Raw genomic sequence first — 26,223 nt, 5'->3', positions numbered from 1 at the left:
TTAATGCCACGACTGCGTGGCATTCTCATTTTCAGGAGGAATCATGTCTCAGGTTCAAAGTGGCATTTTGCCGGAACATTGCCGTGCGGCAATTTGGATTGAAGCCAATGTGAAAGGCGACCTGGACGCCCTGCGCGCGGCCAGCAGAACATTTGCCGATAAACTGGCGACCTTCGAAGTCAAATTTCCGGACGCCCATCTTGGGGCCGTTGTGGCGTTTGGCAACAACACCTGGCGCGCCCTGAGCGGCGGCGTCGGGGCGGAAGAACTGAAAGATTTTATTCCTTATGGTAAAGGGCTGGCGCCGGCCACGCAGTATGACGTGCTGATCCATATCCTTTCCCTGCGCCACGATGTGAATTTTTCTGTTGCCCAGGCGGCGATGGAAGCCTTCGGCGACTGTATCGATGTGAAAGAAGAAGTTCACGGCTTCCGTTGGGTGGAAGAACGCGATCTGAGCGGCTTTGTTGACGGGACAGAGAACCCGGCGGGCGAAGAGACGCGTCGTGAAGTGGCGGTGATCAAAGATGGCGTGGATGCCGGCGGCAGTTATGTGTTCGTGCAGCGTTGGGAACACAATCTCAAGCAACTTAACCGGATGAGTATTCACGATCAGGAGATGATGATCGGGCGTACCAAAGAAGCCAATGAAGAGATTGACGGCGATGCGCGTCCGGCAACATCTCACCTGAGCCGCGTCGATCTCAAAGAAGATGGCAAAGGGCTGAAGATTGTGCGCCAGAGCCTGCCATACGGCACCGCCAGCGGTACTCATGGTCTCTATTTCTGCGCTTACTGCGCACGTCTGCACAATATCGAACAGCAGCTTCTGAGTATGTTCGGCGATACCGACGGTAAACGCGACGCGATGCTGCGCTTCACCAAGCCGGTAACTGGCGGCTACTATTTTGCGCCGTCGCTGGATCGCCTGTTAGCGCTATAAGGTAAAACCCTGTCGGATGGCAGCGCAAACGCTTTATTCGACCTACGATTGGTTGGCCTGATAAGCGCAGCGCCATCAGGCAGAACAGCATAAAAATACCCATCCCCGCCTCCGCGGGGATTTTTTTACCTAATATTTACCTGAATTAGTGAGCTATTCCTCAGCACTTATTTGTTATTACTGTATTTTCAGTGTTAATGGAGTGTAAGACTCCATATTCAAAAGGAGACATTGAAAATGGGTAAACTCACGGGCAAGACAGCATTGATTACGGGCGCATCGCAGGGCATTGGCGAAGGGATCGCTCGCGTATTCGCACGCCACGGCGCGAACTTAATCTTGCTGGATATCTCCGATGAGATTGAAAAGCTGGCGGATGAGCTGGGCGGGCGCGGACATCGCTGTACTGCCGTTAAGGCTGACGTCAGAGATTTTGCTTCGGTGCAGGCGGCGGTTGCGCGCGCCAAAGAGACTGAAGGTAGAATTGATATTTTGGTGAATAACGCTGGCGTGTGCCGTCTGGGCAACTTCCTCGATATGAGTGAAGAAGATCGCGATTTCCACATTGATATTAATATTAAAGGTGTCTGGAACGTCACCAAAGCCGTCCTGCCGGAGATGATTAAACGTAAAGATGGCCGCATTGTGATGATGTCTTCCGTCACGGGAGATATGGTGGCGGACCCGGGTGAAACGGCCTATGCGCTGTCAAAAGCCGCCATTGTCGGTTTAACCAAATCGCTGGCGGTAGAATATGCGCAGTCCGGTATTCGTGTGAATGCCATTTGCCCCGGTTATGTAAGAACGCCGATGGCGGAAAGCATTGCCCGTCAGTCTAACCCTGACGATCCGGAATCGGTATTAACGGAAATGGCAAAAGCCATTCCGCTACGCCGTCTTGCCGATCCGCTGGAAGTAGGGGAACTTGCGGCATTTCTGGCTTCCGATGAGTCCAGCTATCTTACCGGAACGCAAAACGTCATTGATGGCGGCAGTACCCTGCCTGAAAGCGTGAGCGTAGGCGTCTGATTGATGCCGGTCTCCTCCCCGCGCCGCGTGGGGAGGGATTCTCTTATTCCCTTTTCAACTTTCAAATCATCAAACGGTATATAAAACCGTTACTCCTTTAGCGCTGGTTATAAATATGATGACCATAAGAAAGTCATTAAATTTATAAGGGTGCGCAATGGCCGTTAACTTACTGAAAAAGAGACCCCTGACGCTGGCAGCAATGCTGTTACTGGCAGGGCAGGCGCAGGCAACGGAGCTGCTGAACAGCTCATACGATGTCTCCCGCGAGCTGTTTGCCGCCCTTAACCCGCCGTTTGAGCAACAATGGGCGAAGGATAACGGCGGCGATAAGCTGACGATTAAGCAGTCTCATGCCGGGTCATCAAAACAGGCGCTGGCGATTTTGCAGGGACTGAAGGCAGACGTCGTCACCTACAATCAGGTGACCGACGTACAGATTCTCCATGATAAAGGCAAACTGATCCCTGCCGACTGGCAAAGCCGTCTGCCGAACAACAGTTCGCCATTCTATTCCACGATGGGCTTCCTGGTGCGCAAGGGGAACCCCAAAAATATTCACGACTGGAGCGATCTTGTACGTTCCGACGTGAAGCTGATTTTCCCTAACCCGAAAACCTCCGGCAACGCCCGTTACACGTATCTGGCGGCATGGGGCGCAGCGGATAACGCGGACGGCAGCGATAAAGCCAAAACCGAACAGTTTATGACCCAGTTCCTGAAAAACGTCGAAGTGTTTGATACCGGCGGTCGCGGCGCTACGACTACCTTTGCCGAGCGTGGTCTGGGCGATGTGCTGATTAGTTTTGAATCGGAAGTGAACAACATCCGCAAACAATATGAAGCCCAGGGATTTGAAGTGGTGATCCCGAAAACGAACATTCTTGCTGAATTCCCTGTTGCCTGGGTGGATAAAAACGTGCAGGCCAACGGCACAGAAAAAGCCGCCAAAGCTTACCTGAACTGGCTGTATAGCCCGCAGGCGCAGACCATCATTACCCATTACTACTACCGCGTGAATAACCCGGAAATCATGGGCAAGCAAGCAGATAAATTCCCGCAGACCGAACTGTTCCGCGTGGAAGACAAGTTTGGTTCCTGGCCGGAAGTGATGAAAACGCACTTTGCCAGCGGCGGCGAGCTGGACAAACTGTTGGCGGCGGGGCGTAAGTAATGCTTGCCGTTTCTTCCCGACGCGTGCTGCCCGGCTTTACGTTAAGCCTCGGCACCAGTTTGCTGTTTGTCTGCCTGATCCTGCTGTTGCCGTTGAGCGCGCTGGTGATGCAGCTCTCACAGATGAGCTGGTCGCAATACTGGGATGTCGTGACCAACCCTCAGGTGGTGGCTGCCTATAAAGTGACGCTACTGGCGGCATTTGTGGCATCGATTTTTAACGGCGTGTTTGGCCTGCTGATGGCGTGGATTTTAACCCGCTACCGTTTTCCAGGGCGCACGTTGCTGGATGCGCTGATGGATCTGCCATTTGCGCTGCCGACAGCGGTGGCGGGTCTGACGCTGGCCTCGCTGTTCTCAGTGAACGGTTTCTACGGTCAGTTTCTCGCGCAGTTTGATATCAAAGTGACCTATACCTGGCTCGGTATTGCGGTGGCGATGGCCTTTACCAGTATTCCATTTGTGGTGCGCACCGTCCAGCCGGTACTGGAAGAGCTGGGGCCGGAATATGAAGAAGCGGCACAAACGCTGGGGGCCACCCGCCTGCAAAGTTTTCGCAAAGTCGTGCTGCCTGAGCTGTCGCCTGCGCTGATTGCCGGCGTGGCGCTCTCTTTTACCCGTAGTCTGGGCGAGTTTGGCGCGGTGATTTTTATCGCCGGAAATATCGCCTGGAAAACAGAAGTGACCTCGCTGATGATTTTTGTGCGTTTGCAGGAGTTTGATTACCCCGCCGCCAGCGCCATTGCCTCGGTGATCCTTGCGGCATCCTTGCTGCTGCTGTTCTCAATTAACACTCTGCAAAGTCGCTTTGGTCGACGTGTGGTAGGTCATTAATGGCGGAAGTGACTCAATTGAAGCGATACGACGTCCCCCGCATTAACTGGGGAAAATGGTTTTTGATTGGCGTCGGGATGCTGGTTTCGGCGTTTATCCTGCTGGTGCCGATGATTTACATCTTCGTGCAGGCGTTCAGCAAAGGGTTAATGCCGGTACTGCAAAATCTGGCCGATCCGGACATGCTGCACGCCATCTGGCTGACGGTGTTGATTGCCTTGATCGCAGTGCCGGTGAATCTGGTGTTCGGCATTCTGCTGGCGTGGCTGGTGACGCGCTTTAACTTCCCCGGACGTCAGCTACTGCTGACCCTGCTGGATATTCCCTTTGCCGTCTCACCGGTGGTGGCCGGTCTGGTTTATCTGTTGTTTTATGGTTCCAACGGCCCGTTGGGCGGCTGGCTGGATGAGCATAATTTGCAAATGATGTTCTCCTGGCCGGGGATGGTACTGGTCACTATTTTTGTCACCTGCCCGTTTGTGGTGCGCGAACTGGTGCCAGTGATGCTCAGCCAGGGCAGTCAGGAAGATGAGGCGGCGATTTTACTGGGCGCATCCGGCTGGCAAATGTTTCGCCGCGTGACGTTGCCGAATATTCGCTGGGCGCTACTCTACGGCGTGGTGTTAACCAACGCCCGCGCGATTGGCGAGTTTGGCGCGGTGTCGGTGGTGTCCGGCTCGATTCGCGGCGAAACGTTATCGCTACCGTTACAGATTGAATTACTGGAGCAGGACTACAACACCGTCGGCTCCTTTACCGCCGCCGCATTGTTGACGCTAATGGCGATTATTACCCTGTTTTTGAAGAGCATGTTGCAATGGCGTCTGGAGAATCAGGAAAAACGCGCGCAACAGGAGGAAAATCATGAGCATTGAGATCGCCAGAATTAAGAAATCGTTTGGCCGCACTCAGGTACTGAATGATATCTCGCTGGATATTCCTTCCGGCCAGATGGTTGCCTTGTTGGGGCCGTCAGGTTCCGGCAAAACGACGCTGCTGCGCATTATTGCCGGGCTGGAACATCAGTCCAGCGGTCATATTCGTTTCCACGGTACGGACGTTAGCCGCCTGCACGCGCGTGAGCGTAAAGTCGGTTTTGTGTTTCAGCACTATGCGCTGTTTCGCCATATGACGGTGTTTGACAACATCGCTTTTGGCCTGACGGTGCTGCCGCGACGCGACCGCCCAACTGCGGCGGCGATTAAAACGAAAGTGACGCAATTGCTGGAGATGGTGCAACTGGCGCACCTCGCGGATCGCTTCCCCGCCCAGCTTTCCGGCGGACAAAAACAGCGCGTGGCGCTGGCGCGAGCGCTTGCCGTAGAACCGCAAATTCTACTGCTGGATGAACCGTTTGGCGCGCTGGATGCCCAGGTACGTAAAGAGTTACGTCGCTGGTTGCGCCAGCTACATGAAGAACTGAAATTCACCAGCGTCTTTGTCACCCACGATCAGGAAGAAGCGACGGAAGTGGCGGATCGGGTGGTGGTGATGAGTCAGGGCAATATCGAACAGGCTGACGCGCCGGATCGGGTGTGGCGTGAACCGGCAACCCGCTTCGTACTGGAGTTTATGGGCGAGGTGAACCGCCTGACAGGCACCGTCCGCGGCGGGCAGTTTCACGTTGGCGCGCATCGCTGGCCGCTGGGTTATACGCCCGCGTACCAGGGGCCGGTCGATCTGTTCCTGCGTCCGTGGGAGGTGGATATTAGCCGCCGCACCAGCCTGGATTCTCCGCTACCAGTACAGGTCATTGAGGCCAGCCCGAAAGGTCACTATACACAGCTAGTGGTGCAGCCGCTGGGGTGGTATCACGATCCGCTGACGGTGGTGATGGCGGGTGAGGATGTTCCGGTTCGCGGCGAGCGTTTGTTTGTTGGACTGCAAAAAGCGCGTCTGTATAACGGCGACCAGCGTATTGAAACGCGTGAAGAGGAACTTGCTCTGGCGCAATCAGCCTGATAGGTTAATTTGTATAGTTATCGCCCGGTGGCGCTACGCATACCGGGCTTTTTTACGAGCTGAAAACGTGAATACATTAGAACAAACCATCGGCAATACCCCGCTGGTCAAATTACAACGTCTGGGGCCGGATAACGGCAGTGAAATCTGGGTCAAGCTGGAAGGCAATAATCCGGCAGGATCGGTGAAAGATCGCGCGGCGCTATCGATGATTGTCGAGGCGGAAAAGCGCGGGGAAATTAAACCGGGCGATGTCCTGATTGAAGCGACCAGCGGCAACACGGGCATTGCGCTGGCGATGATCGCCGCGCTGAAAGGTTATCGCATGAAGCTGTTGATGCCAGACAACATGAGTCAGGAGCGTCGGGCGGCAATGCGGGCCTATGGCGCAGAGCTGATTCTGGTCACTAAAGAGCAGGGAATGGAAGGCGCGCGCGATTTGGCGCTCGCTATGTCTGAGCGCGGAGAAGGTAAACTGCTCGATCAGTTTAATAATCCTGATAATCCCTACGCCCACTACACGACCACCGGCCCGGAAATCTGGCGGCAAACGTCAGGTCGCATCACCCATTTTGTCTCCAGCATGGGCACCACCGGCACCATTACCGGCGTGTCGCGTTTTCTGCGCGAGCAGGAAAAACCGGTCACTATCGTTGGCCTACAGCCGGAAGAGGGCAGCAGTATTCCGGGCATTCGCCGCTGGCCAGCGGAATATATGCCGGGCATTTTCAACGCCAGCCTGGTGGATCAGGTGCTGGATATTCATCAGAATGATGCCGAAAACACCATGCGTGAACTGGCCGTTCGTGAAGGGATTTTCTGCGGCGTGAGTTCCGGCGGCGCGGTAGCGGGCGCGTTACGCGTCGCACGAGCCACGCCCGGCGCGATAGTGGTGGCGATCATCTGCGATCGCGGCGATCGTTACTTGTCTACCGGCGTGTTTGGTGAAGAGCATTTCAGCCAGGGGGCAGGGATTTAAGCTAACAGGTTTAGCTGGTTGGGATATACACAGGCAACGGCGCCTTTGACAAGCGGGAATATCTTGCCGATTTTCTATGTGCGCCAGCGCATTACCGTCGTCTTTTATAATAAAAGCTCGTCTGTTGTTCTTATTCTTGTATTTGTTCCTGGCAAAGCGTCATGTAATGCTTGCTGCTTTCTACCAGCCTGGCTGAACCAGGCCGGTAAAGTGACGGCGCTTTAAACATATAAATCAGTTGTACTTGTTGCTGGCAGGTCATCTCTGTCACTGGTACGTGAAATAACGTTAACGCCGCATTTTTCGTACCGTAAACCGCGTTACCCTGCGAATCCCGGCCATAATACGCTTGCGCCAGCATCATGGCATACAGCTCGTCGTCGCGGTACAGGCTGTCCAACCAGAACACCCAGATCGCGGTCCTGAAATGCCCATCCACGCCGGCTTGGGTATAGAGCAATCTGGCAGTATAAGATTTGGGATGTATTTTGGCCGTAGCGCGGCGCAAAAAACGCGTCTGCGGCGATTCGGACAACCAGAAAGAGGCGCTCTGTAATGCGGTCTGGGCTATGGGACGAATTTCCAGATAATAGTAAACGGTTAACCCTACAGCAAACGCTAACAGAAGCGCGATAACGCCTTTAAAAAACCACAGTAGCACGCCTGGCATTATGATTTTTTCTTACTCAACATTCTTATCCGTTTCCGCAATAAGCGCATGTAAATAAGGCTGCGCGTTTTCATCGCTTTTACCGGGAATTTTAACGATATAGGGCTTTCCGGTGATGGACGACGACGACGCGACTTTATCGATAAACTGTTCGGCGGTGTCGATACGATTGCGCGTGTTGCCCAGTTTTAAGCGCAGGTGCGATACGGCTTCCTCGCAGTTATGCGCATCACCGTTACGAACGAATGTCAGATCCTTTTTCTGCGCCAGCGCATTAAGCATGGCGTTAATGCGCGCTTCTTCATGGGCGTTCAGCTTCGCCCAGGCGGGTAGGGTCAGCAGGAGCGCAACGACGGCGCAAACAATTTTCTTCATGGTAAAATCCTTTTTCATGCAATAATCACTGCACCTCAGACCGTTAGCCGGGTAATAAGTTGCACTCCTGGTGTGGTTATTTCTGTGAGTGCGCCAGCGTGAGTTCATCCAGAAAACGCCACAGCTTTTCATTCATTTGCTGGTAATTCCATGCGCGCATCTCGGCGACCGAGCGGATAAAACGCTTCCCTTGCGCGTCGGCCAGCTCCTGCTGCGAATGTTGGATTAATCCTTCAACCGCCTCGACGGTAAATTCCATATGACACTGGAAGCCGTAGACAAAATTGCCGTACTGCACTATCTGACGTGGACAGCCTTCGCTTTCGGCCAGCACGGTCGCCTGATCGGTGAGTCCTGGCATATCGTTGTGCCAGTGGCCGACGGTTAACGGGGAGCCAAAGTGAGTGATAAGCGGATGCCGCAGACCGGCTTCAGTGAGCGTAATAGGGTAGTGACCAATCTCTTTTTCCGGACTTTGGCACACAGCGGCGCCCAGCGCCTCGCCAATGAGCTGCGAACCAAGACAAATGCCGATAACCATTCGCCGGGCCGTAATCGCCTGATTAATTAAGTGCTGTTCGGCGCGAGAGTCAAAGTACGGGCACTCTTCGCGGGTGGTGCGCGGCGACTGCGGACCGCCAAATACCACGAGCATATCGAACTCATCGGCATTGGGCGGTAGCGCTTCTCCGGCATAGACGCGCGACCATGAAATGGTATAACCGCGATCTTCAGCCCATTTCAGATAAGCGCCAGCGGATTCAAACGACTCATGGACAACAAAATGAACTCGCACGTTATTTTCTCCTGTTAGCGATTTAGCGCCTGATGGATATCAGCCGCCAGCGTGTTGATCTCGCTGTCATTTAATGTCGACAGCGTGATACGTAGACCGTGAGACGGCGCGCTTACGCCAAAGGCTTCTCCCTCACGTACCAGCCAGCCGGATTTTGCCAGCGTAAACGCGGTAGCCTGGCTATGGGTGTCCAGCGGGAGCCAGGCATTCACGCCGTCGCCGGGAGAAATGGCGATGCCATATTGCTGTAGGGCGCGGGCCAGTTTTTGTTGCCGGGCGGCGTAAAACAGCCGCGTTTGCGCCAGCCTGTGCTGATACTCAGGGTCGGTCAGGCAGGAGTAGACCAGATCCTGTAACAGATGACTGACCCACTGACTACCGGCATTTAGCCGCAGCCGAAGTTTTGCCGAGGTCGCGCTGTCGCTGGCGACAATAGCAAGACGTAAATCGGGGCCGAGGGCTTTGGAAACGGAGCGTATCACCGCCCAGTGTTGCGTTGTCTGCGCAATAACCGACTGCCAGGGCGACGAAGAAAGCAGGGCGAAGTGATCGTCGATAATGACCAGTACCTGAGGGTAACGCGCCAGCATATTTTGCAGCGCAGCGGCGCGGCGAGCGCTCAGGCTACAGCCGGTAGGGTTGTGCGCGCGCGGCGTTAAGATCACTGCCCGCGCGCCTTGATTTAGCGCCTGCTCCAGCTTTTCAGGCTGCATTCCTTCGCTATCTACGCTGACCGGGCTGGCGCTAAAACCGGCATAGCGCAGCATATTGATACTGCTTAAAAAACAGGGATCTTCCACCGCGACGCTGTCGCCCGGCAGCAGATGCGCGCAAAGCAGTCTTTCAATGGCGTCGATAGCTCCGCTGGTGATATCAATTTCGCCTGCGACGGGGGTGTCATCCCGTAGCCAGCGCGCCGCCCAGGCGTGTAGTTCAGGGGAAACGGGCGCATCGCCGTAGAGATGCGGCGTGCGGCTGAGACGGGCAAAATAACGGCTAAGGTCAGGCAGACGCTGCGGATCGGGATTGCCGCCGGAAAGGTCGTGCAGAGGCGTATGTGGATCGCCGCCTTCCAGCGCTACGGGAGACGGACTGCCTTTAATCACCGTCCCATTGCGGCCTAAACTTTGCGCCAGTCCCGCCGTTATCAGCCGTTTATACGCCGCTGCGACGGTATTGCGGTTCACCTTTAATTCGCTTGCCAGCTCCCGTACCGGCGGGAGCGAATCCTCCGCCCGTAACGTGCCGGCGATAATGTGTTGACGGATACTGTCAAAAATTTCGTTAGCGGTTTTTCCGTCGATCATTATTGACCTATGACAAAATGAATTTTAGCATATGACAATGATAATGAGGCGGTAGCCTGCTGTCCAGCGAGAGGAAAATTTTATGGGACAAGAGAGTGATATTCAGTCAGTGCTCTTCGACGACAACCATCGGGCATTACAGACCGATATCGTCGCCGTCCAGTCACAGGTCGTGTACGGCAGCGTAGGCAACAGTATCGCTGTTCCGGCCATTAAAGCGCAGGGACTACGCGTGACGGCGGTCCCGACGGTGTTGTTCAGCAATACGCCGCACTATAAAACGTTTTATGGCGGCATTATTCCCGCCGAGTGGTTTGCAGGCTACCTTACGGCGTTGAATGAGCGCGATGCGCTACGTGAATTAAAAGCGATTACCACCGGTTACATGGGCAGCGCAGACCAAATTGTCTTGCTTTCGAAGTGGCTAATGGCGATCCGGGCTTCGCATCCGGAGGTGTGTATTCTTGTCGATCCGGTCATTGGCGATACCGACAGTGGAATGTATGTGCAGGCGGAAATTCCGCAGGCTTATCGCACACATTTGTTGCCGCAGGCGCAGGGGCTAACGCCGAACGTATTTGAGCTGGAGATGCTGAGTGGTAAACCGTGCCGCACGCTGGAAGAGGCGGTGGCGGCGGCGCAATCGCTGCTTTCTGATACGCTGAAATGGGTGGTTATCACCAGCGCGCCGGGCGAATCTCTGGAGACCATAACGGTTGCGGTCGTTACTGCGCAGGTCGTGGAGGTCTTTGTCCATCCGCGGGTGGCGACGGAATTAAAAGGGACGGGAGATCTCTTCTGCGCCGAGCTGGTCAGCGGTATTGTGCAGGGAAAAAAACTGACGACCGCGGCAAAAGATGCGGCGCAGCGCGTGCTGGAGGTGATGACCTGGACACAGCAGTGTGGCTGTGATGAGTTAATTCTGCCGCCGGCAGGGGAGGCGCGATGAAGAGTTATCGGCTGGTGGTTCGCCAGCAGGGGCGTATCGTGGGGTATTTTGAAACGAGCGGGCTGGACGCGCTGGAAGATATCTGCGTGGCGCGGGCGATGTTTGGCATCACTGGCGGCTATCAGTGCGAGTTGCAAGTGTCCGATTCCGAACGCAGGATGCTGGAGAGTGGCCCGGATGGGATGAAGATCCTGATGCGCGAGAAGTGCTTTCGCCCGGTGACCTCGCAGTTGTAACCCGTGGATTGGCGCTGAAATGTTCGCAACCTTGTAGGCCTGATAAGCGTAGCGCCATCAGGCAGTGCGCTGCACCATCGCCGGATGGCGGCGCAAGTACAGGCAAAAAAATGGCGCCCAAAGGCGCCATTCTTCACTGCGGCAAGAATTACTTCTTAATGCGGATAACCGGAGTTTCACCCACGGTCACGCTACCGGACAGTTTGATCAGTTCTTTGATTTCATCCATGTTGGAGATAACAACCGGAGTCAGGGTAGACTTGGCTTTTTCTTCCAGCAACGGCAGATCGAACTCGATGACCGGATCGCCAACTTTCACGCGCTGACCTTCTTCAGCAATACGCTTGAAGCCTTCGCCTTTCAGCTCAACGGTGTCGATACCGAAGTGAACGAACAGCTCAATGCCGCTATCGGATTCGATAGAGAACGCATGGTTGGTTTCAAAGATTTTGCCGATGGTACCGTCAACAGGGGCGACCATTTTGTTACCGGTTGGTTTGATAGCGATGCCATCACCAACGATTTTTTCAGCAAAAACTACATCCGGCACGTCTTCGATGTTGACGATCTCGCCAGAGAGCGGGGCAACAATCTCAATAGTTCCGGTGTCTTTCTTATCATCAGAAACCAGAGATTTTAGTTTATCGAACAAACCCATGATCTTCTCCTAAGCAGTAAATTGGGCCGCATCTCGTGGATTAGCAGATTGTTTTTTCTTCAATGAACTTGTTAACCAGCGTCATTAACTCGTCCGTTGTCGGTTGAGCAAGAGCCTGCTCTGCTAACACCTTCGCATCTTCGAAGTTCGTGTTACGGATAATCTTCTTAATGCGCGGGATAGAAATGGCGCTCATAGAGAATTCGTCCAGACCCATCCCCAGCAACAGAAGTGTAGCACGTTCGTCGCCTGCAAGCTCACCACACATGCCAGTCCATTTACCTTCTGCATGAGAAGCATCAATAACTTGCTTGATCAAGTTCAGTACGGACGGTGACATTGGCTGGTAAAGGTGTGAAATCATATCATTACCACGGTCAACTGCCAGGGTGTACTGCGTTAAATCATTGGTGCCGATACTAAAGAAATCAACTTCTTTGGCTAAATGACGCGCAATTGTCGCCGCAGCCGGTGTTTCCACCATCACGCCAATCTCAATGCTTTCGTCAAATGCTTTACCTTCGTCACGCAGTTCCTGTTTGTAGATTTCAATCTCTTTGCGCAGCGCGCGAACTTCTTCAACAGAGATGATCATCGGGAACATAATGCGCAATTTACCGAAAGCGGAGGCACGCAGAATCGCGCGAACCTGGTCACGCAGGATCTCTTTGCGATCCATGGCGATACGCACGGCGCGCCAGCCCAGGAACGGGTTCTCTTCTTTCGGGAAGTTCATGTACGGCAGCTCTTTGTCGCCGCCAATGTCCATGGTACGGACGATAACCGCCTGCGAGCCGCACGCTTCAGCGACCGCTTTATAGGCGGCAAACTGCTCTTCTTCCGTCGGCAGCGCGTCGCGATCCATGAACAGGAATTCAGTACGATACAGACCAACGCCTTCCGCGCCGTTACGCTCAGCGCCTTCAACGTCGCGAACGGTACCGATGTTGGCGCAAACTTCGACCTGATGTCCATCCAGCGTGATTGCCGGCAGATCTTTCAGTTTTGCGAGTTCCGCTTTCTCGGTCGCAACCTGCTCCTGGACGGCGCGCAGTTGCTCAATAACATCGTTGGTCGGGTTGACGTAAACCTGGTTGTTTACGGCATCCAGAATCAGATAATCGCCGTTTTTCACCTGAGCGGTGACGCTACCGGTACCTACGATCGCTGGCAGTTCCAGAGAACGCGCCATGATGGAGGTATGAGACGTGCGTCCGCCCGCGTCGGTGATGAAGCCCAGTACTTTCTGCAGGTTCAACTGTGCGGTTTCTGACGGCGTCAGGTCAGCGGCAACCAGGATAACTTCTTCCTGAATCGCGCTCAGATCGATAATGGCCAGACCCAGGATGTTGCGCAGCAGGCGCTTACCGATATCACGTACGTCAGCCGCACGCTCTTTCAGGTATTCGTCATCCAGTTCTTCCAGGGCAGTGGCCTGACCTTCGATAACTTCATGCGCGGCTGCGTCAGCCGTCATGTGCTTATCTTTAATCAGGGCTATGATTTCCTGCTCCAGCTCCTCATCTTCGAGCAGCATAATATGCCCTTCAAAGATGGCTTCTTTTTCTTCACCGAACGTTTCACCAGCTTTTGTCTTGATCGCTTCCAGTTGCGCAGATGCCTTGGCACGACCGCTCAGAAAACGTTCAACTTCCTGATCAACCTTGTCGGCAGAAATTTTTTTCCGGTCAATGACGATTTCGTCTTCTTTCAGCAGCAGTGCTTTGCCGAAAGCGATACCCGGGGATGCTAAAATGCCTGAAATCATAACCCTACCTTACTTGTGACTGATTTTTAAAAGAACCCGGAAAAAAACTTACTCGAGTTCCGCCATCAGTTTGACCAGATGTTCAACCGCTTTCTGCTCATCTTCACCTTCTGCGGAGATGGTGACGACGGTGCCTTGAGTCAGGCCCAGAGTCTGCAGTTTAAACAGGCTTTTCGCGCTGGCGCTTTTGCCGTTGGAAGTCACAGTAATCTCAGAAGTGAAGCCTTTTGCTTCTTTAACAAACTGAGCAGCAGGGCGGGTGTGCAGACCGTTCGGAGCGGTAATGGTAACTTCTTGCTGGAACATTGTATTTCCCCAACTTATAGGTTTAGTGTTGTGGAACTAAAGTCTAGCCTGGCGGCTCAACTTTAGCCTGTATTGTTAGCGCCGGCGTAAACGGGACGCGACACAAAAGGTGTTCTACGCAATCCGTTGCTGGCAACTTATGGCCGCTGACGTTTCGCTCGTCATTAAACATTATGCCGCGAAAGGAAGAGTTGAACCAAATCATAAAATCGATTCAGCTAACGCTTTTCCTGTAACGATTAATTTCGCGCATCAAAATAATTAGTCTGGTTAAATACCAGTTCCGGCAGGGTGAATCAATGCCAGGTGAGGTGAAAGTTTGAAGCAGGCCACAAAAAAGCACCCAAAAAGGTGCTTTTTTACGCGTTTTTAACATGCTGGCATCACTGTTGCAGTTCTTTCTCAGTAAAGAGATCGGCGAACAACGCGGTGCTCAGATAACGCTCACCTGATGAAGGTAGGATAACCACAATATTCTTATTGGTAAAGCTTTCATCTTCCTGCAGCTTAAGCGCTGCAGCAACCGCGGCACCGGAAGAAATTCCTGCCAGAATACCTTCCTCTTCCATCAGACGGCGCGCGGTAGAAATGGCTTCTTCATTGGTGATGCCAACCACTTTATCAATCAGTTTCAGATCCAGGTTGCCTGGGATGAAGCCTGCGCCGATGCCCTGAATTTTATGCGGGCCCGGTTTGATCTCTTCACCAGCCAGCGCCTGGGCGATAACCGGGGAGTCAGTGGGTTCTACCGCAACGGTGATAAGATCGGTTTTACCCTTCGTCCCTTTGATATAACGCGTGACGCCGGTTAACGTACCGCCAGTGCCGACGCCGGAGATAAACACATCCACCTGACCATCGGTGTCTTCCCAGATTTCCGGGCCGGTGGTTTTTTCATGGATTTCCGGGTTGGCAGGGTTGCTGAACTGCTGGAGCAGGAGATATTTTTGTGGATCGCTGGCGACAATTTCTTCGGCTTTCTGAATAGCGCCTTTCATCCCTTTCGCCCCTTCGGTCAGCACCAGATTCGCGCCTAATGCTTTGAGTAGCTTGCGGCGTTCAATGCTCATGGTCTCCGGCATGGTCAGGGTGAGTTTGTAACCGCGCGCGGCGGCGACATACGCCAGCGCAATACCGGTGTTGCCGCTGGTCGGCTCCACCAGTTCCACGCCAGGTTTCAGTACGCCACGCTTTTCGGCATCCCAAATCATATTGGCGCCGATACGGCACTTGACGCTGAAGCTCGGGTTGCGCGACTCCACCTTCGCCAGAATGCGTCCATTACCGATACGGTTCAGTCGAACCAGCGGCGTATGACCGATAGTCAGCGAGTTATCTTCATAAATCTTACTCATGGCCTGTCCTTAACTGTATGAAATTGGGATACCTTCCCAGCATACCTTCCAGCCAGATATGGGGAAGTAAGGATTTCGCATATCTATATGCTGATGGGAAATAATGGTTATCAGTATGGAATAAGAGACAGCATAAGCCATCTCTTATTTATACATTTTTACGTTATTTCCATAACGCGTGCTTAGCACGCCAGCAATCAACCCACATTGCCGTCGCGCCACAGACGGCGACAGGCATAATGAACAGGTTAAGCACCGGAATCATCGTAAAGAGGCTGGTGAGCGCGCCAAATTGCATATTCGCCACCTTCTGCGTGCGCAACGCGGCGCGCATCGTTTTAAACGGCACTTTGTGGTTATCAAACGGGTAGTCGCAATACTGGATCGCCAGCATCCAGGCGCTGAACAAAAACCACAGCACCGGCGCGATGGTTTGGCCAATGCCAGGAATAAAATAGAAAACCAGCAGCACGATAGCGCGCGGCAGATACCACGCCAGCTTTTGCCATTCACGTTTCATAATGCGCGGTACATCTTTCATGATGCCGAGTATGCCGGTATCTGGCGGCGTTGCGCCGGTTAACCGCGCCTCAAGCTGTTCGGCTAAAAGGCCGTTAAACGGCGCGGCGATCCAGTTGGCGAGGGTAGAGAAAAAATAGCCAAAGACCAGCAGAACAGAGATAACCGCAATCGGCCACAGCAGATAGCTCAGCCATTGCAGCCAGTCCGGCACATGACTCATCAACGAAGGTATCCAGGCGTCAAGCTGGGTAAACAGCCACCAAAATGCGCCGCCCATCAGCACAATGTTGATCAGCAAAGGTAAAATAACAAAGCGGCGGATTCCCGGTAGGGTGACTAACTTCCATCCTTGCGAGAAATAATAGACGCCGCTACGTGGTACGGTTGTGGATGATGAAACCATATTCAGGACATACTCCTTTTTCTTAAAGCCCTGGGTAAACGTGGGATATCTTACCCGGTTATCAGACGGTGGATAGTTCGGAAATGTTCGAAAAAACAGCAAAAAGCACATTTTCCTTCATCTTTATGCTGCGAAAGCCAACAGTACACTTGCACTTGACGTAATCGGCAAATACTCTTAGTGAGTAAATGTTTGCCGTGGTGGCAAGGTGTTAGAACAACAGAGAATATAATGATGCAGGATTTGCGTCTGATATTAATCATTGTTGGCGCGATCGCCATAATCGCTTTACTGGTACATGGTTTCTGGACCAGCCGTAAAGAACGATCTTCTATGTTCCGCGATCGTCCACTAAAACGCATGAAATCGAAACGCGACGACGACTCGTATGACGACGATGTCGAAGAAGACGAAGGCGTGGGTGAAGTTCGTGTTCACCGCGTAAATCATGCCCCCGGCCAGTCGCAGGAGCATGATGCCCCTCGTCAGTCGCCGCAACACCAGTACCAGCCGCCTTATGCGTCTGCGCAACCGCGTCCAGCGGCGCCGCCGCAGCCGCAAGCGCCGATGCAACAGCCGGTTCAGCAACCGGTCCAACCTGCGCCGCAGCCTCAGCAGGTTCAGCCATCTGCGCCGCCGGTACAGCCGCCGCAACAGCAGTCTGCACCGCCGTCGCAAGCGCCGCAGCCTGTTGCGCAGCCCGCGCCGCCGCCATCAGCGCAAACCTTCCAGCCTGCGGAACCTGTGGTTGAGGCGGAACCGGTAGTGGAAGAAGCGCCGGTTGTGGAAAAACCGCAGCGTAAAGAGGCGGTCATCATTATGAACGTCGCGGCCCATCATGGCAGCGAGCTTAATGGTGAAGTGTTACTGAACAGTATTCAGCAGTCAGGCTTTAAATTTGGCGATATGAATATTTTCCATCGTCATTTGAGCCCGGACGGCAGCGGCCCGGCCTTGTTCAGTCTCGCGAATATGGTCAATCCGGGAACGTTCGATCCTGAAATGACGGACTTCACTACGCCTGGCGTCACTATCTTTATGCAGGTACCGTCTTACGGCGATGCGCTGCAGAATTTCAAGCTGATGCTGCAATCCGCGCAGCATATCGCTGATGAGGTCGGTGGCGTCGTGCTGGATGACCAGCGTCGGATGATGACGCCGCAGAAACTGCGCGAATATCAGGACCGCATCCGCGAGGTGATGGACGCTAACGCCTGAGGTTAACGCAGGTGTGACATTTTTAACGTAACCCCCGCCTGTCGGGGGTTTTTTATCATTGATGGTGTGATATGGAACCAATCGAACAACAACTGACAGAACTGCGAACCACGCTTCGCCATCATGAATATCTGTATCATGTGATGGATGCGCCAGAGATTCCCGACGCCGAATATGACCGCCTGATGCGGGAACTGCGAGAGCTGGAGGCGCAACGTCCGGACCTTATCACGCCGGATTCGCCCACGCAGCGCGTTGGCGCGGCGCCGCTGACGGCATTCAACCAGATTCGCCATGAAGTACCGATGCTGTCGCTCGATAACGTATTTGATGAAGAAAGCTTCCTGGCGTTTAACAAGCGAGTGCAGGATCGTCTAAAAAGCACGGAAAATGTCATCTGGTGCTGCGAACTAAAACTGGATGGCCTGGCGGTCAGCATTCTGTATGAAAACGGCGTGCTGGTGAGCGCTGCGACGCGTGGCGACGGCACCACCGGTGAAGATATTACTTCAAACGTGCGCACGATTCGCGCCATTCCGTTAAAGCTGCACGGCGATAACATTCCGGCGCGCCTTGAAGTTCGCGGAGAGGTATTTTTACCGCAGGCCGGGTTTGAAAAGATCAATGAAGACGCGCGCCGCACTGGCGGCAAAGTGTTTGCTAACCCGCGTAACGCGGCGGCGGGCTCGCTGCGTCAGCTCGATCCGCGTATTACGGCGAAGCGACCGCTAACATTTTTCTGCTACGGCGTCGGTATTCTGGAAGGCGGCGAGTTGCCGGATACGCATCTGGGACGTTTGCTGCAATTTAAAGCGTGGGGGTTACCGGTCAGCGATCGCGTGACGCTGTGCGATTCTCCCCAGGCGGTACTGGATTTTTATCGCAACGTCGAAAAAGATCGCCCCACGCTCGGTTTTGATATCGACGGCGTGGTGATTAAGGTCAACTCGCTGGCTTTGCAGGAACAGCTGGGCTTTGTGGCCCGCGCGCCGCGCTGGGCGGTGGCGTTTAAATTTCCTGCTCAGGAGCAGATGACTTTTGTGCGCGACGTTGAGTTTCAGGTCGGGCGCACCGGGGCGATTACGCCGGTGGCGCGTCTGGAACCGGTTCAGGTGGCTGGTGTGCTGGTCAGCAATGCCACGTTGCATAATGCCGATGAAATTGAGCGGCTTGGCTTGCGCATTGGCGATAAGGTGGTTATCCGTCGGGCAGGCGATGTGATCCCTCAGGTGGTCAACGTGGTTCTGTCCGAACGCCCTGAAGAGACGCGTCCGATTGTGTTTCCAACGCACTGTCCGGTGTGCGGATCGGACGTAGAGCGCGTCGAAGGCGAAGCCGTTACCCGTTGTACCGGCGGGCTGATTTGCGGCGCGCAGCGTAAAGAGTCGCTGAAACATTTTGTGTCGCGCCGGGCGATGGATGTAGACGGGATGGGCGATAAGATCATCGACCAACTGGTGGAAAGGGAGTATGTCCATACGCCAGCGGATCTGTTCCGTCTGACGGCGGGTAAACTGACCGGCCTGGACCGAATGGGGCCAAAGTCCGCGCAAAATGTTGTTAACGCGCTGGAAAAAGCCAAAGCGACGACCTTTGCGCGTTTTCTCTATGCGCTGGGCATCCGTGAAGTGGGTGAAGCGACGGCGGCGGGGCTGGCGGCTTATTTCGGTACTCTGGAGGCGCTGCAGGCCGCCACCATTGACGAGTTGCAGAAAGTACCTGACGTGGGGATTGTGGTCGCTAAGCACGTCTTTAACTTTTTTGCCGAAGAGAGTAATCGTGACGTGATTGGGCAGCTACTGGCGGAAGGGGTGCACTGGCCCGCGCCGGTAGTCATTAATGTGCAAGAGATTGATAGCCCGTTTGCCGGTAAAACCGTGGTACTAACCGGTAGCCTGAGCCAGATGTCTCGCGATGACGCTAAAGCGCGTTTAGTGGCGCTGGGCGCGAAAGTGGCAGGCAGCGTATCGAAGAAAACCGATCTGGTGATTGCCGGTGAAGCGGCGGGTTCCAAACTTGCCAAAGCGCAGGAACTGGGTATTACCGTGATTGATGAAGCGGAAATGATCCGCTTACTGGGTGCCTGAGATGGAAAAAGAGCAGCTGGTTGAAATCGCCAACACCGTGATGCCGTTCGGCAAATATCAGGGACGTCGATTGATCGACCTTCCGGAAGAGTATTTGCTGTGGTTTGCCCGTAAAGATCAATTTCCGGCGGGTAAACTGGGGGAATTGATGCAAATCACGCTGCTGATTAAAACCGAGGGGCTGACGCAACTGGTGCAGCCCCTGAAACGCCCGCTTTAAGCTTTTGCGGCGCGGCTTTCCTGCTGCGCCTGTAACTTCTCGGTCTGGCGTTTGTAGCGCCGCGCCAGCCCTGCGCAGACCATCAGTTGGATCTGGTGGAAGATCATCAGCGGTAATACCATCATACCCAGCACTGACGTCGGAAACAGAATATTGGCCATCGGAATCCCGTTGGCCAGGCTTTTTTTCGAACCGCAGAAAACAATAGTGATTTCGTCGGCTTTATTGAAGCCGCATTTACGGGCGACAAAGACGTTAATGGCGATGACGATCGCCAACAGTATGAGGCTGACCACGACGATAAACAGCAGCGATCCCCAGCCGACTTTGTGCCAGATGCCGTTGACCACCGCTTCGCTGAACGCCGAGTAAACCACCAGCAAAATAGAGGTCTGATCTGTTTTCGCGATCCACTTTTTGTTGCGCGCGACCCAGTTGCCGATCCACGGGCGAGACAGGTGTCCCAGCACAAAAGGCAGCAACAGTTGCAGCATAATTTTGCCCACCTCTTCCAGACTGCCCTGTGCGCCATGAATATTCATTACCAGACCGACCAGCAGCGGCGACAGGAAAATGCCCAGCAGACTGGACGCAGACGCTGAGCACACCGCGGCCGCGACGTTACCGCCCGCGAGTGAAGTAAACGCAATCGCCGACTGCACGGTGGCGGGCAAAATGCACAGATACAGAAAGCCGCTGTAGAGCATAGGGTCGACATTGACAGGCGCCCACCAGGCAAACAGTACGCCGAGGACAGGAAAGAGCACAAAAGTGCTGCACATGACCCACAGATGCAACCGCCAGTGGCTGCCGCCAGCGATGATCGCTTCACGCGAAAGCTTCGCGCCATGCATAAAAAACAGCAGAGCGATGGCCGCTGTCGTAATGCCTTCAACGACAGGCACAAAGCTGCCTTCCGCCGGGAAAAAAGAGGCCAGTAGTACCACGGTGATAAGTGTCAGCGTGAAAGGGTCAAGGATACGAAAAAGTTTCATAAAAACTCCTGAAAGTCGGTGCAGCTATTTTGCGTTTTTCGCTTTGAGAAATAAAATTGATTTATTGCATCTATATATGAATCTAGTCGATGAACTATTCACTGCGTCAACTGCGTATTTTTATTACCGTCGCCCAGGCCAAAAGTTTCAGTCGGGCAGGGGTCAGGATTGGACTGAGCCAGTCTGCGGTCAGTCATAGCGTAAAAGAGCTGGAGCGGCAAACCGGCGTCAGACTGCTGGATCGCACTACGCGTGAGGTGGTGCTGACCGAGGCGGGGCAACAACTGGCGACGCGTCTGGAGCGGGTGCTTGATGAACTGAACAGCATACTGCGCGATGCAGGCAGAGTAGGGACACAATTAACCGGCACCGTGCGCGTTGCCGCGAGCCAAACCATTTCTGCGCATCTTATTCCGCAATGCATTGCCCAAAGTAATTCACTTTATCCCGCTATTGATTTTGTATTGCACGATCGTCCGCAGCAGTGGGTGCTGGAGAGCATCCGCCAGGGTGAAGTGGATTTTGGCATCGTTATCGATCCCGGCGCAGCGGTGGATTTACAGTGTGAAGCCATCTTATCAGAGCCTTTTTTACTGTTGTGTCGCCAGGATCATCCGCTGGCGCGTCAGGAATGGGTAAGCTGGCAGGATCTTAAACAGGCGTCGCTGGTCTTACAGGATTATGCTTCCGGTAGCCGACCGCTGATTGATGCGGCGCTGGCCCATTTTGCTATTGAGGCGGATATCGTGCAGGAGATTGGTCACCCGGCCACGCTGTTTCCAATGGTGGAAGCGGGAATCGGCATCAGCGTGCTGCCCGCGCTGGCGTTACCGCTCCCGCAGGGCAGCCACTTACAGGTTAAACGGCTGACGCCCGTAGTTGAAAGGCAGCTCATGCTGGCGCGGCGAAAAAACCGATCGCTCTCCACGGCGGCGCAGGCGTTGTGGGACGTGGTGCGTACTCAGGCCAGCGAATTAACCGCCGCGAGGGCGAAAGATCCGCTGTATCAGCTATAAATATCTATCTGTCCGTGTGTGAGGTGCGGTCTTGCCCTGCCATTTTTGACAGGGCTGTGTGTTAAAACAGGTATTTGATGGAATAAATAATGCCATCCTGCAGGAAGGATTCTCCTAACTTATTATCAGCGTAACGATATTGTACTCCTGCGGTCAGGTGAGGAGTCGCATTCCACCACAGCGCTACTGCGCCATTAATGCCATCTTTCCCGCCATTGCCCGCAGCGTAGGACGCATCGCGGTCAAACTCATATTCATTCCAGTTCGTTACGCTGAATTTCTCACTACCCAACGAGAAGCTATAGCCGGCCACCCAACCTAATACATAACCATTATCGCCTGTGTAGTAGGTCTGATCGGTATAACGTTTGGCAAAGAAGGGTTTAAACCAGTAACCGTTACCCGTGAAGTTATAGCCTAAACCATAGAGAAACATGTCATCATGGAAATTAGCGCGATGAGGTGAACCGTACGTCCCGTAGGCATGGAGATAGAGGTTTAATCCTGTATCGCCCAGATAAATACGGTTGGTATTTTTAAAGGTGTAACGCTGTTCGCTGCCTGGTTTAGCGTGGCGGCCATTGTAAAAATTTTCCCAGTCGAAGAACCCGTACATTTCTCCCCAGCTAAAATTCGCTCCGCCTTCCAGTTCCAGGTATCCAAAATCATCTTTATGGGATTTTTTACTGGTTTTTTCCGTGGTGTCTGATGTCCAGTCGAAGTAATGGAGGCCGATATCGGCGAACCCGCCTTTAAATTCCGCATGGGTGAGTGCGGGAATAATGAGTAAAGAAGAAAGCGTCAGAGTAAGAATTTTTTTCATAGCATATTTCCCTATGCCGATAATTATTAATGGGTTAATTAAAAAGAGGCAATTTATAAATATGAAAGCGGCATATTGTTAATATGAAGTGCAAGCAAAAACCAATACTGTTTTCCCTCTGTATTAATACAGAAGCGATCTAAATCTATCGATATTAAATGGCTATTGATGACACGTGAAAAGTGTATTGGTCAGCAAGGGGCGATGGTCGTTATAAAAAGGAGTCAAATTAAATCCGATAGAACAAGGAAACTTATGCCTCACGCTCTTTTTTCTCATAATCCTGAGTATTGTATTGATATTATTCATGCACATAAACCGGCATTTACCCCGCGAGTCGCGTTTATTTTAGGCTCCGGGTTGGGTGCTCTGGCGGATCAAATCGAAGATGCGGTAGCCATTTCTTACGAGAAATTGCCGGGATTTCCCGTCAGCACCGTACACGGCCATGCTGGTGAACTGGTGCTCGGCCATCTGGCGGGTGTTCCGGTGGCCTGTATGAAAGGCCGCGGACATTTTTATGAAGGGCGTGGAATGGCGGTGATGACCGATGCCATTCGCACGTTGAAATTACTGGGCTGTGAAGTGTTGTTCTGCACCAATGCGGCAGGATCTCTGCGTCCGGAAGTGGGGCCGGGTAGCCTGGTTGCGCTTAGCGATCACATTAATACGATGCCCGGTACGCCGATGGTGGGGCCAAACGATGATCGTTATGGCGATCGCTTCTTCTCGCTGGCTAATGCTTATGACGCAGATTATCGCGCCATGCTTCAGTCCGTTGCGGCAGAGGAGGGATTCCCCCTCACTGAAGGCGTATTTGTTTCTTATCCGGGTCCGAACTTCGAAACGGCGGCAGAAATCCGCATGATGCAGATTATTGGCGGCGATGTGGTCGGAATGTCCGTTGTCCCTGAGGTGATTAGCGCACGTCATTGTGGCCTCAAAGTTGTTGCCGTCTCAGCGATCACCAATCTGGCGGAAGGGCTGGGCGATGTAAAACTCTCCCATGCGCAAACGCTGGCGGCGGCTGAACTTTCCCGGCAGAACTTTATCAATCTGATTTGCGGCTTTTTACGTAAGCTGGCCTAAACACAATGACTACGGCCCCGTATTGGGGCTTTATCTCACGGCAAGGAATAAAAAATGGGTATTACGTCCCGCTTAAAAGTCATGTCGTTCTTGCAATATTTTATCTGGGGGAGCTGGCTGGTTACCCTGGGCTCTTACATGATCAACACTCTGGATTTTACCGGCGCGAATGTCGGTATGGTCTACAGCTCAAAAGGACTGGCAGCGATTATCATGCCGGGCATTATGGGGATCATTGCTGATAAATGGCTGCGCGCTGAGCGAGCCTATATGCTTTGCCATCTGGTTTGCGCGGGGGCGTTATTATACGCCACCACCGTTACCGATCCCCAGACGATGTTCTGGGTGATGTTGGTGAATGCGATGGCGTATATGCCAACGATTGCATTATCCAATAGCGTTTCGTACTCCTGTCTGGCGAAAGCAGGTCAGGATCCGGTAACGTCATTTCCGCCCGTGCGCGTTTTCGGCACAATAGGTTTTATTGTTGCGATGTGGACGGTGAGCCTGATGGGGCTGGAACTGAGCAGTGCGCAATTATACATCGCTTCTGGCGCATCGTTATTGCTGGCCCTGTATGCGCTGACGTTACCGAAAGTTCCGGTAGCCGAGAAGAAGGCGAACACCACGCTTGTCAGTAAGCTCGGACTGGATGCTTTTGTTCTGTTTAAAAATCCACGCATGGCAATCTTCTTTTTGTTTGCGATGATGTTGGGGGCGGTGCTGCAAATTACCAATGTCTTCGGTAATCCGTTCCTGCATGATTTTGCCCGTAATCCTGAGTTTGCCGATAGTTTTGTGGTGAAGTATCCCTCTATCTTGCTTTCAGTTTCGCAGATGGCGGAAGTGGGCTTTATCCTCACCATTCCGTTCTTCCTTAAACGCTTTGGTATTAAAACGGTAATGCTGATGAGTATGCTGGCGTGGACGTTGCGTTTCGGCTTCTTTGCCTTTGGCGATCCATCCCCGTTTGGCTTTGTGCTACTGCTGCTGTCGATGATTGTTTATGGCTGCGCATTTGATTTCTTCAACATCTCAGGGTCAGTATTTGTAGAGCAGGAGGTGGACTCAAGTATTCGCGCCAGCGCGCAGGGGTTGTTTATGACCATGGTTAACGGCGTGGGGGCCTGGATTGGGTCTCTTTTAAGCGGTATGGCCGTGGATTATTTTTCTATTGATGGCGTAAAAGATTGGCAAACCATCTGGCTGGTCTTTGCCGCCTACGCTCTGGCATTGGCCGTTATTTTTGCATTGTTCTTTAAATATCAGCACCATCCAGAAAAACTGTCGACCAAATCATTATCACATTAATTTTATTTGACTGGCGAGAGGATGTTCGCCAGTCCATTTTTATGAACAAGGACACAGTATGAAAGAAATTATTCTCTCCTCCAGTATTGGATTTGGTATTGGCGCATTTTTTACTTTATGCCGTATACCTATTCCCGCACCAAATGTTTTACCCGGGGTATTATCTATTGTATTTATGTATATTGGGTATCTTGTCGTTAAATCTATTTTTTACTAGGTAATATGGTAAATTCCAGACGTTATCCCTTATTCCTGGAGTGCGATAGTGATGGAACGAGCCCATCGTATTGATCTAAAGCTATTACGTTATTTCCTCGCTGTTGCAGAAGAATTGCATTTTGGCCGGGCTGCTGCCCGGTTAAATATGTCACAACCTCCCTTGAGTATCCATATCAAAGAACTTGAACAGCAACTGGGTACATTGCTGTTTATTCGTCATTCCCGCAGCGTTGCATTAACCCATGCCGGGAAAGTTTTAATGGAGGAGTCACGTCGCTTGTTAGCCAATGCAAATCAGGCGCTGGCGCGAGTGGAGCAGATTGGTCGCGGTGAAGCGGGGCGCATTGAACTGGGTGTGGTTGGTACGGCGCTGTGGGGAAGAATGCGTCCTGCGATGCGTCACTTTTTGAAAGTAAATCCCAATGTTGAAGTACTTTTTCGCGAAAAGTCTCCAGGTATGCAAATGGCGTTGTTAGAGCGTCGGGAACTTGATGCAGGGATCTGGCGTATGGCTATCGAACTGGCAGTCGGTTTTACCAGCATACGTTTGCATGAATCTGCATTCATGGTTGCAGTTCCGGAAGATCACGATCTGGCATCCAGAGATTCTGTGCCGTTGGCGGCGTTGCGCAATGAATATTTTGTTACGTTGCCTTCCGTACATTCTGATTGGGGATTTTTACAACGTGTATGCCAACAGGCGGGTTTCTCGCCAATGATTATTCGGGAAGTGGTTGAGCCGCAAACGGTGTTGGCGATGATCAGTATGGGGATCGGGATTACGTTGATGGCTGATGGCTATGCGCAAATGAGCTGGCCGGGTGTGGTGTTCCGTCCGTTAGAGGAACGTATTCCGGCGGATTTGTATATTGTGTATGACCAGCAGCAGGCAACGCCAGCACTGGAGAAACTGGTGGCGGCGTTGACGGTATGATGTCTGTGCCGGATGGCGACTAACGTCTTATCCGGCCTACGCGTGC

The 26,223-nt window shown here is 53.0% G+C and carries 28 protein-coding genes; 17 read left to right on the top strand and 11 right to left on the bottom strand.

What is annotated here, in order from left to right; translation table 11 throughout:
* The first annotated feature begins 43 nt into the window (after positions 1–43).
* From yfeX to cysM, 7 genes are all read left to right on the top strand, one after another.
* Positions 44–943, top strand: coding sequence for a porphyrinogen peroxidase (gene yfeX / locus NA986_RS15770; RefSeq protein WP_000084583.1), 900 nt, complete (start codon positions 44–46; stop codon positions 941–943).
* A 237-nt stretch (positions 944–1,180) separates the two neighbouring features.
* The gene (gene ucpA / locus NA986_RS15765) at positions 1,181–1,972 is read left to right on the top strand and encodes an SDR family oxidoreductase UcpA (protein WP_000517460.1); all 792 of its coding nucleotides are present in this window, start codon (positions 1,181–1,183) and stop codon (positions 1,970–1,972) included.
* 157 nt (positions 1,973–2,129) lie between these two features.
* On the top strand, positions 2,130–3,146 hold the full coding sequence (gene cysP, locus NA986_RS15760; RefSeq protein ID WP_000290281.1) for a thiosulfate/sulfate ABC transporter substrate-binding protein CysP: 1,017 nt from the start codon (positions 2,130–2,132) through the stop codon (positions 3,144–3,146).
* Positions 3,146–3,979 carry a sulfate/thiosulfate ABC transporter permease CysT gene (gene cysT / locus NA986_RS15755; protein ID WP_000881746.1) on the top strand — a complete coding sequence of 278 codons (834 nt, stop codon included), beginning with the start codon at positions 3,146–3,148 and terminating at the stop codon, positions 3,977–3,979. The genes cysP and cysT overlap by 1 nt, the downstream gene beginning before the upstream one ends.
* Positions 3,979–4,854 (top strand): sulfate/thiosulfate ABC transporter permease CysW, encoded by an 876-nt coding sequence (gene cysW, locus NA986_RS15750; protein WP_000852705.1) that lies wholly within the window; start codon positions 3,979–3,981, stop codon positions 4,852–4,854. Before cysT ends, cysW begins: the two co-directional genes overlap by 1 nt.
* The gene (gene cysA, locus NA986_RS15745; protein WP_000021076.1) at positions 4,844–5,941 is read left to right on the top strand and encodes a sulfate/thiosulfate ABC transporter ATP-binding protein CysA; all 1,098 of its coding nucleotides are present in this window, start codon (positions 4,844–4,846) and stop codon (positions 5,939–5,941) included. The genes cysW and cysA overlap by 11 nt, the downstream gene beginning before the upstream one ends.
* 67 nt (positions 5,942–6,008) lie before the next feature.
* Complete coding sequence (gene cysM, locus NA986_RS15740) at positions 6,009–6,920, top strand: cysteine synthase CysM (protein WP_023203839.1); 912 nt, start codon at positions 6,009–6,011, stop codon at positions 6,918–6,920.
* 130 nt (positions 6,921–7,050) lie between these two features.
* On the opposite strand, the gene NA986_RS15735 is transcribed toward cysM, so the two are convergent.
* From NA986_RS15735 to ptsJ, 4 genes are read right to left on the bottom strand one after another with little or no spacing between them, the layout of a single operon-like run.
* Positions 7,051–7,590: a transglycosylase domain-containing protein gene (locus NA986_RS15735; RefSeq protein ID WP_023216166.1), complete on the bottom strand. Its 540-nt coding sequence runs from the start codon at positions 7,588–7,590 to the stop codon at positions 7,051–7,053.
* A 12-nt stretch (positions 7,591–7,602) separates the two neighbouring features.
* Complete coding sequence (locus tag NA986_RS15730) at positions 7,603–7,983, bottom strand: YfeK family protein (RefSeq protein WP_000710730.1); 381 nt, start codon at positions 7,981–7,983, stop codon at positions 7,603–7,605.
* Between the two features lie 58 nt (positions 7,984–8,041).
* The gene (locus NA986_RS15725) at positions 8,042–8,761 is read right to left on the bottom strand and encodes a type 1 glutamine amidotransferase (RefSeq protein WP_001263758.1); all 720 of its coding nucleotides are present in this window, start codon (positions 8,759–8,761) and stop codon (positions 8,042–8,044) included.
* 14 nt (positions 8,762–8,775) lie between these two features.
* Positions 8,776–10,068 carry a transcriptional regulator PtsJ gene (gene ptsJ / locus NA986_RS15720; RefSeq protein WP_023216165.1) on the bottom strand — a complete coding sequence of 431 codons (1,293 nt, stop codon included), beginning with the start codon at positions 10,066–10,068 and terminating at the stop codon, positions 8,776–8,778.
* An 82-nt stretch (positions 10,069–10,150) separates the two neighbouring features.
* Between ptsJ and pdxK the strand changes: the two genes are divergently transcribed.
* On the top strand, positions 10,151–11,017 hold the full coding sequence (pdxK, locus tag NA986_RS15715; protein WP_000529618.1) for a pyridoxine/pyridoxal/pyridoxamine kinase: 867 nt from the start codon (positions 10,151–10,153) through the stop codon (positions 11,015–11,017).
* A complete protein-coding gene (locus tag NA986_RS15710) occupies positions 11,014–11,253 on the top strand; it encodes a hypothetical protein (RefSeq protein WP_000844547.1) in 240 nt (79 codons plus the stop codon). Before pdxK ends, NA986_RS15710 begins: the two co-directional genes overlap by 4 nt.
* Positions 11,254–11,401: 148 nt before the next feature.
* On the opposite strand, the gene crr is transcribed toward NA986_RS15710, so the two are convergent.
* The 5 genes from crr to cysZ all read right to left on the bottom strand — a co-directional run bounded on the left by crr (position 11,402) and on the right by cysZ (position 16,265).
* On the bottom strand, positions 11,402–11,911 hold the full coding sequence (gene crr / locus NA986_RS15705) for a PTS glucose transporter subunit IIA (RefSeq protein WP_000522253.1): 510 nt from the start codon (positions 11,909–11,911) through the stop codon (positions 11,402–11,404).
* Between the two features lie 40 nt (positions 11,912–11,951).
* Positions 11,952–13,679, bottom strand: coding sequence for a phosphoenolpyruvate-protein phosphotransferase PtsI (gene ptsI, locus NA986_RS15700; protein ID WP_000623114.1), 1,728 nt, complete (start codon positions 13,677–13,679; stop codon positions 11,952–11,954).
* Positions 13,680–13,727: 48 nt separating this feature from the next.
* Positions 13,728–13,985 carry a phosphocarrier protein Hpr gene (gene ptsH, locus NA986_RS15695; protein WP_000487600.1) on the bottom strand — a complete coding sequence of 86 codons (258 nt, stop codon included), beginning with the start codon at positions 13,983–13,985 and terminating at the stop codon, positions 13,728–13,730.
* Positions 13,986–14,368: 383 nt separating this feature from the next.
* Entirely contained in the window at positions 14,369–15,340 is a 972-nt protein-coding gene (cysK, locus tag NA986_RS15690) for a cysteine synthase A (protein ID WP_000036904.1), read from the bottom strand.
* 163 nt (positions 15,341–15,503) lie between these two features.
* Entirely contained in the window at positions 15,504–16,265 is a 762-nt protein-coding gene (gene cysZ / locus NA986_RS15685) for a sulfate transporter CysZ (RefSeq protein ID WP_023138813.1), read from the bottom strand.
* Between the two features lie 231 nt (positions 16,266–16,496).
* Here cysZ and zipA point away from each other — a divergent pair, with 231 nt between their 5' ends.
* From zipA to NA986_RS15670, 3 genes are all read left to right on the top strand, one after another.
* Positions 16,497–17,483, top strand: coding sequence for a cell division protein ZipA (zipA, locus tag NA986_RS15680; protein ID WP_000983131.1), 987 nt, complete (start codon positions 16,497–16,499; stop codon positions 17,481–17,483).
* Positions 17,484–17,554: 71 nt separating this feature from the next.
* On the top strand, positions 17,555–19,570 hold the full coding sequence (gene ligA / locus NA986_RS15675; protein WP_023216164.1) for an NAD-dependent DNA ligase LigA: 2,016 nt from the start codon (positions 17,555–17,557) through the stop codon (positions 19,568–19,570).
* 1 nt (position 19,571) lies between these two features.
* A complete protein-coding gene (locus NA986_RS15670) occupies positions 19,572–19,790 on the top strand; it encodes a DUF3820 family protein (RefSeq protein ID WP_001519708.1) in 219 nt (72 codons plus the stop codon).
* Here NA986_RS15670 and NA986_RS15665 read toward each other — a convergent pair.
* On the bottom strand, positions 19,787–20,785 hold the full coding sequence (locus tag NA986_RS15665; RefSeq protein WP_000765580.1) for a bile acid:sodium symporter family protein: 999 nt from the start codon (positions 20,783–20,785) through the stop codon (positions 19,787–19,789). The genes NA986_RS15670 and NA986_RS15665 overlap by 4 nt on opposite strands.
* A gap of 89 nt (positions 20,786–20,874) precedes the next feature.
* On the opposite strand from NA986_RS15665, the gene NA986_RS15660 reads away from it, so the two are divergent.
* On the top strand, positions 20,875–21,801 hold the full coding sequence (locus NA986_RS15660; RefSeq protein WP_023216163.1) for a LysR family transcriptional regulator: 927 nt from the start codon (positions 20,875–20,877) through the stop codon (positions 21,799–21,801).
* Between the two features lie 61 nt (positions 21,802–21,862).
* Here NA986_RS15660 and NA986_RS15655 read toward each other — a convergent pair whose 3' ends face one another.
* On the bottom strand, positions 21,863–22,624 hold the full coding sequence (locus tag NA986_RS15655; protein ID WP_023216162.1) for a nucleoside-specific channel-forming Tsx family protein: 762 nt from the start codon (positions 22,622–22,624) through the stop codon (positions 21,863–21,865).
* A 255-nt stretch (positions 22,625–22,879) separates the two neighbouring features.
* Here NA986_RS15655 and xapA point away from each other — a divergent pair, with 255 nt between their 5' ends.
* The 4 genes from xapA to NA986_RS15635 are packed head-to-tail and all read left to right on the top strand — an operon-like array spanning position 22,880 to position 26,177.
* Positions 22,880–23,713 carry a xanthosine phosphorylase gene (gene xapA / locus NA986_RS15650; protein WP_001119748.1) on the top strand — a complete coding sequence of 278 codons (834 nt, stop codon included), beginning with the start codon at positions 22,880–22,882 and terminating at the stop codon, positions 23,711–23,713.
* A 54-nt stretch (positions 23,714–23,767) separates the two neighbouring features.
* Positions 23,768–25,024, top strand: coding sequence for a nucleoside permease (locus NA986_RS15645; protein WP_023216161.1), 1,257 nt, complete (start codon positions 23,768–23,770; stop codon positions 25,022–25,024).
* A 58-nt stretch (positions 25,025–25,082) separates the two neighbouring features.
* A complete protein-coding gene (locus NA986_RS15640; protein WP_000658729.1) occupies positions 25,083–25,241 on the top strand; it encodes a XapX domain-containing protein in 159 nt (52 codons plus the stop codon).
* Between the two features lie 51 nt (positions 25,242–25,292).
* Positions 25,293–26,177 carry a LysR family transcriptional regulator gene (locus NA986_RS15635; RefSeq protein ID WP_023216160.1) on the top strand — a complete coding sequence of 295 codons (885 nt, stop codon included), beginning with the start codon at positions 25,293–25,295 and terminating at the stop codon, positions 26,175–26,177.
* The last annotated feature ends 46 nt before the right edge of the window (positions 26,178–26,223 follow it).

This window comes from Salmonella sp. NW177 (assembly GCF_051811585.1).
Lineage (GTDB): Bacteria > Pseudomonadota > Gammaproteobacteria > Enterobacterales > Enterobacteriaceae > Salmonella > Salmonella enterica.
Note: the sequence above shows the minus strand (reverse complement) of the source record. Positions and strands in the feature narration are given on the sequence as shown.

Coding starts and splice junctions, on each gene's coding strand:
- yfeX (WP_000084583.1), top strand. CDS start 44: ATGTCTCAGGTTCAAAGTGGCATTTTGCCGGAACATTGCCGTGCGGCA.
- ucpA (WP_000517460.1), top strand. CDS start 1,181: ATGGGTAAACTCACGGGCAAGACAGCATTGATTACGGGCGCATCGCAG.
- cysP (WP_000290281.1), top strand. CDS start 2,130: ATGGCCGTTAACTTACTGAAAAAGAGACCCCTGACGCTGGCAGCAATG.
- cysT (WP_000881746.1), top strand. CDS start 3,146: ATGCTTGCCGTTTCTTCCCGACGCGTGCTGCCCGGCTTTACGTTAAGC.
- cysW (WP_000852705.1), top strand. CDS start 3,979: ATGGCGGAAGTGACTCAATTGAAGCGATACGACGTCCCCCGCATTAAC.
- cysA (WP_000021076.1), top strand. CDS start 4,844: ATGAGCATTGAGATCGCCAGAATTAAGAAATCGTTTGGCCGCACTCAG.
- NA986_RS15735 (WP_023216166.1), bottom strand. CDS start 7,590: ATGCCAGGCGTGCTACTGTGGTTTTTTAAAGGCGTTATCGCGCTTCTG.
- NA986_RS15730 (WP_000710730.1), bottom strand. CDS start 7,983: ATGAAAAAGGATTTTACCATGAAGAAAATTGTTTGCGCCGTCGTTGCG.
- ptsJ (WP_023216165.1), bottom strand. CDS start 10,068: ATGATCGACGGAAAAACCGCTAACGAAATTTTTGACAGTATCCGTCAA.
- pdxK (WP_000529618.1), top strand. CDS start 10,151: ATGGGACAAGAGAGTGATATTCAGTCAGTGCTCTTCGACGACAACCAT.
- NA986_RS15710 (WP_000844547.1), top strand. CDS start 11,014: ATGAAGAGTTATCGGCTGGTGGTTCGCCAGCAGGGGCGTATCGTGGGG.
- crr (WP_000522253.1), bottom strand. CDS start 11,911: ATGGGTTTGTTCGATAAACTAAAATCTCTGGTTTCTGATGATAAGAAA.
- ptsI (WP_000623114.1), bottom strand. CDS start 13,679: ATGATTTCAGGCATTTTAGCATCCCCGGGTATCGCTTTCGGCAAAGCA.
- ptsH (WP_000487600.1), bottom strand. CDS start 13,985: ATGTTCCAGCAAGAAGTTACCATTACCGCTCCGAACGGTCTGCACACC.
- cysK (WP_000036904.1), bottom strand. CDS start 15,340: ATGAGTAAGATTTATGAAGATAACTCGCTGACTATCGGTCATACGCCG.
- cysZ (WP_023138813.1), bottom strand. CDS start 16,265: ATGGTTTCATCATCCACAACCGTACCACGTAGCGGCGTCTATTATTTC.
- zipA (WP_000983131.1), top strand. CDS start 16,497: ATGATGCAGGATTTGCGTCTGATATTAATCATTGTTGGCGCGATCGCC.
- ligA (WP_023216164.1), top strand. CDS start 17,555: ATGGAACCAATCGAACAACAACTGACAGAACTGCGAACCACGCTTCGC.
- NA986_RS15670 (WP_001519708.1), top strand. CDS start 19,572: ATGGAAAAAGAGCAGCTGGTTGAAATCGCCAACACCGTGATGCCGTTC.
- NA986_RS15665 (WP_000765580.1), bottom strand. CDS start 20,785: ATGAAACTTTTTCGTATCCTTGACCCTTTCACGCTGACACTTATCACC.
- NA986_RS15660 (WP_023216163.1), top strand. CDS start 20,875: ATGAACTATTCACTGCGTCAACTGCGTATTTTTATTACCGTCGCCCAG.
- NA986_RS15655 (WP_023216162.1), bottom strand. CDS start 22,624: ATGAAAAAAATTCTTACTCTGACGCTTTCTTCTTTACTCATTATTCCC.
- xapA (WP_001119748.1), top strand. CDS start 22,880: ATGCCTCACGCTCTTTTTTCTCATAATCCTGAGTATTGTATTGATATT.
- NA986_RS15645 (WP_023216161.1), top strand. CDS start 23,768: ATGGGTATTACGTCCCGCTTAAAAGTCATGTCGTTCTTGCAATATTTT.
- NA986_RS15640 (WP_000658729.1), top strand. CDS start 25,083: ATGAAAGAAATTATTCTCTCCTCCAGTATTGGATTTGGTATTGGCGCA.
- NA986_RS15635 (WP_023216160.1), top strand. CDS start 25,293: ATGGAACGAGCCCATCGTATTGATCTAAAGCTATTACGTTATTTCCTC.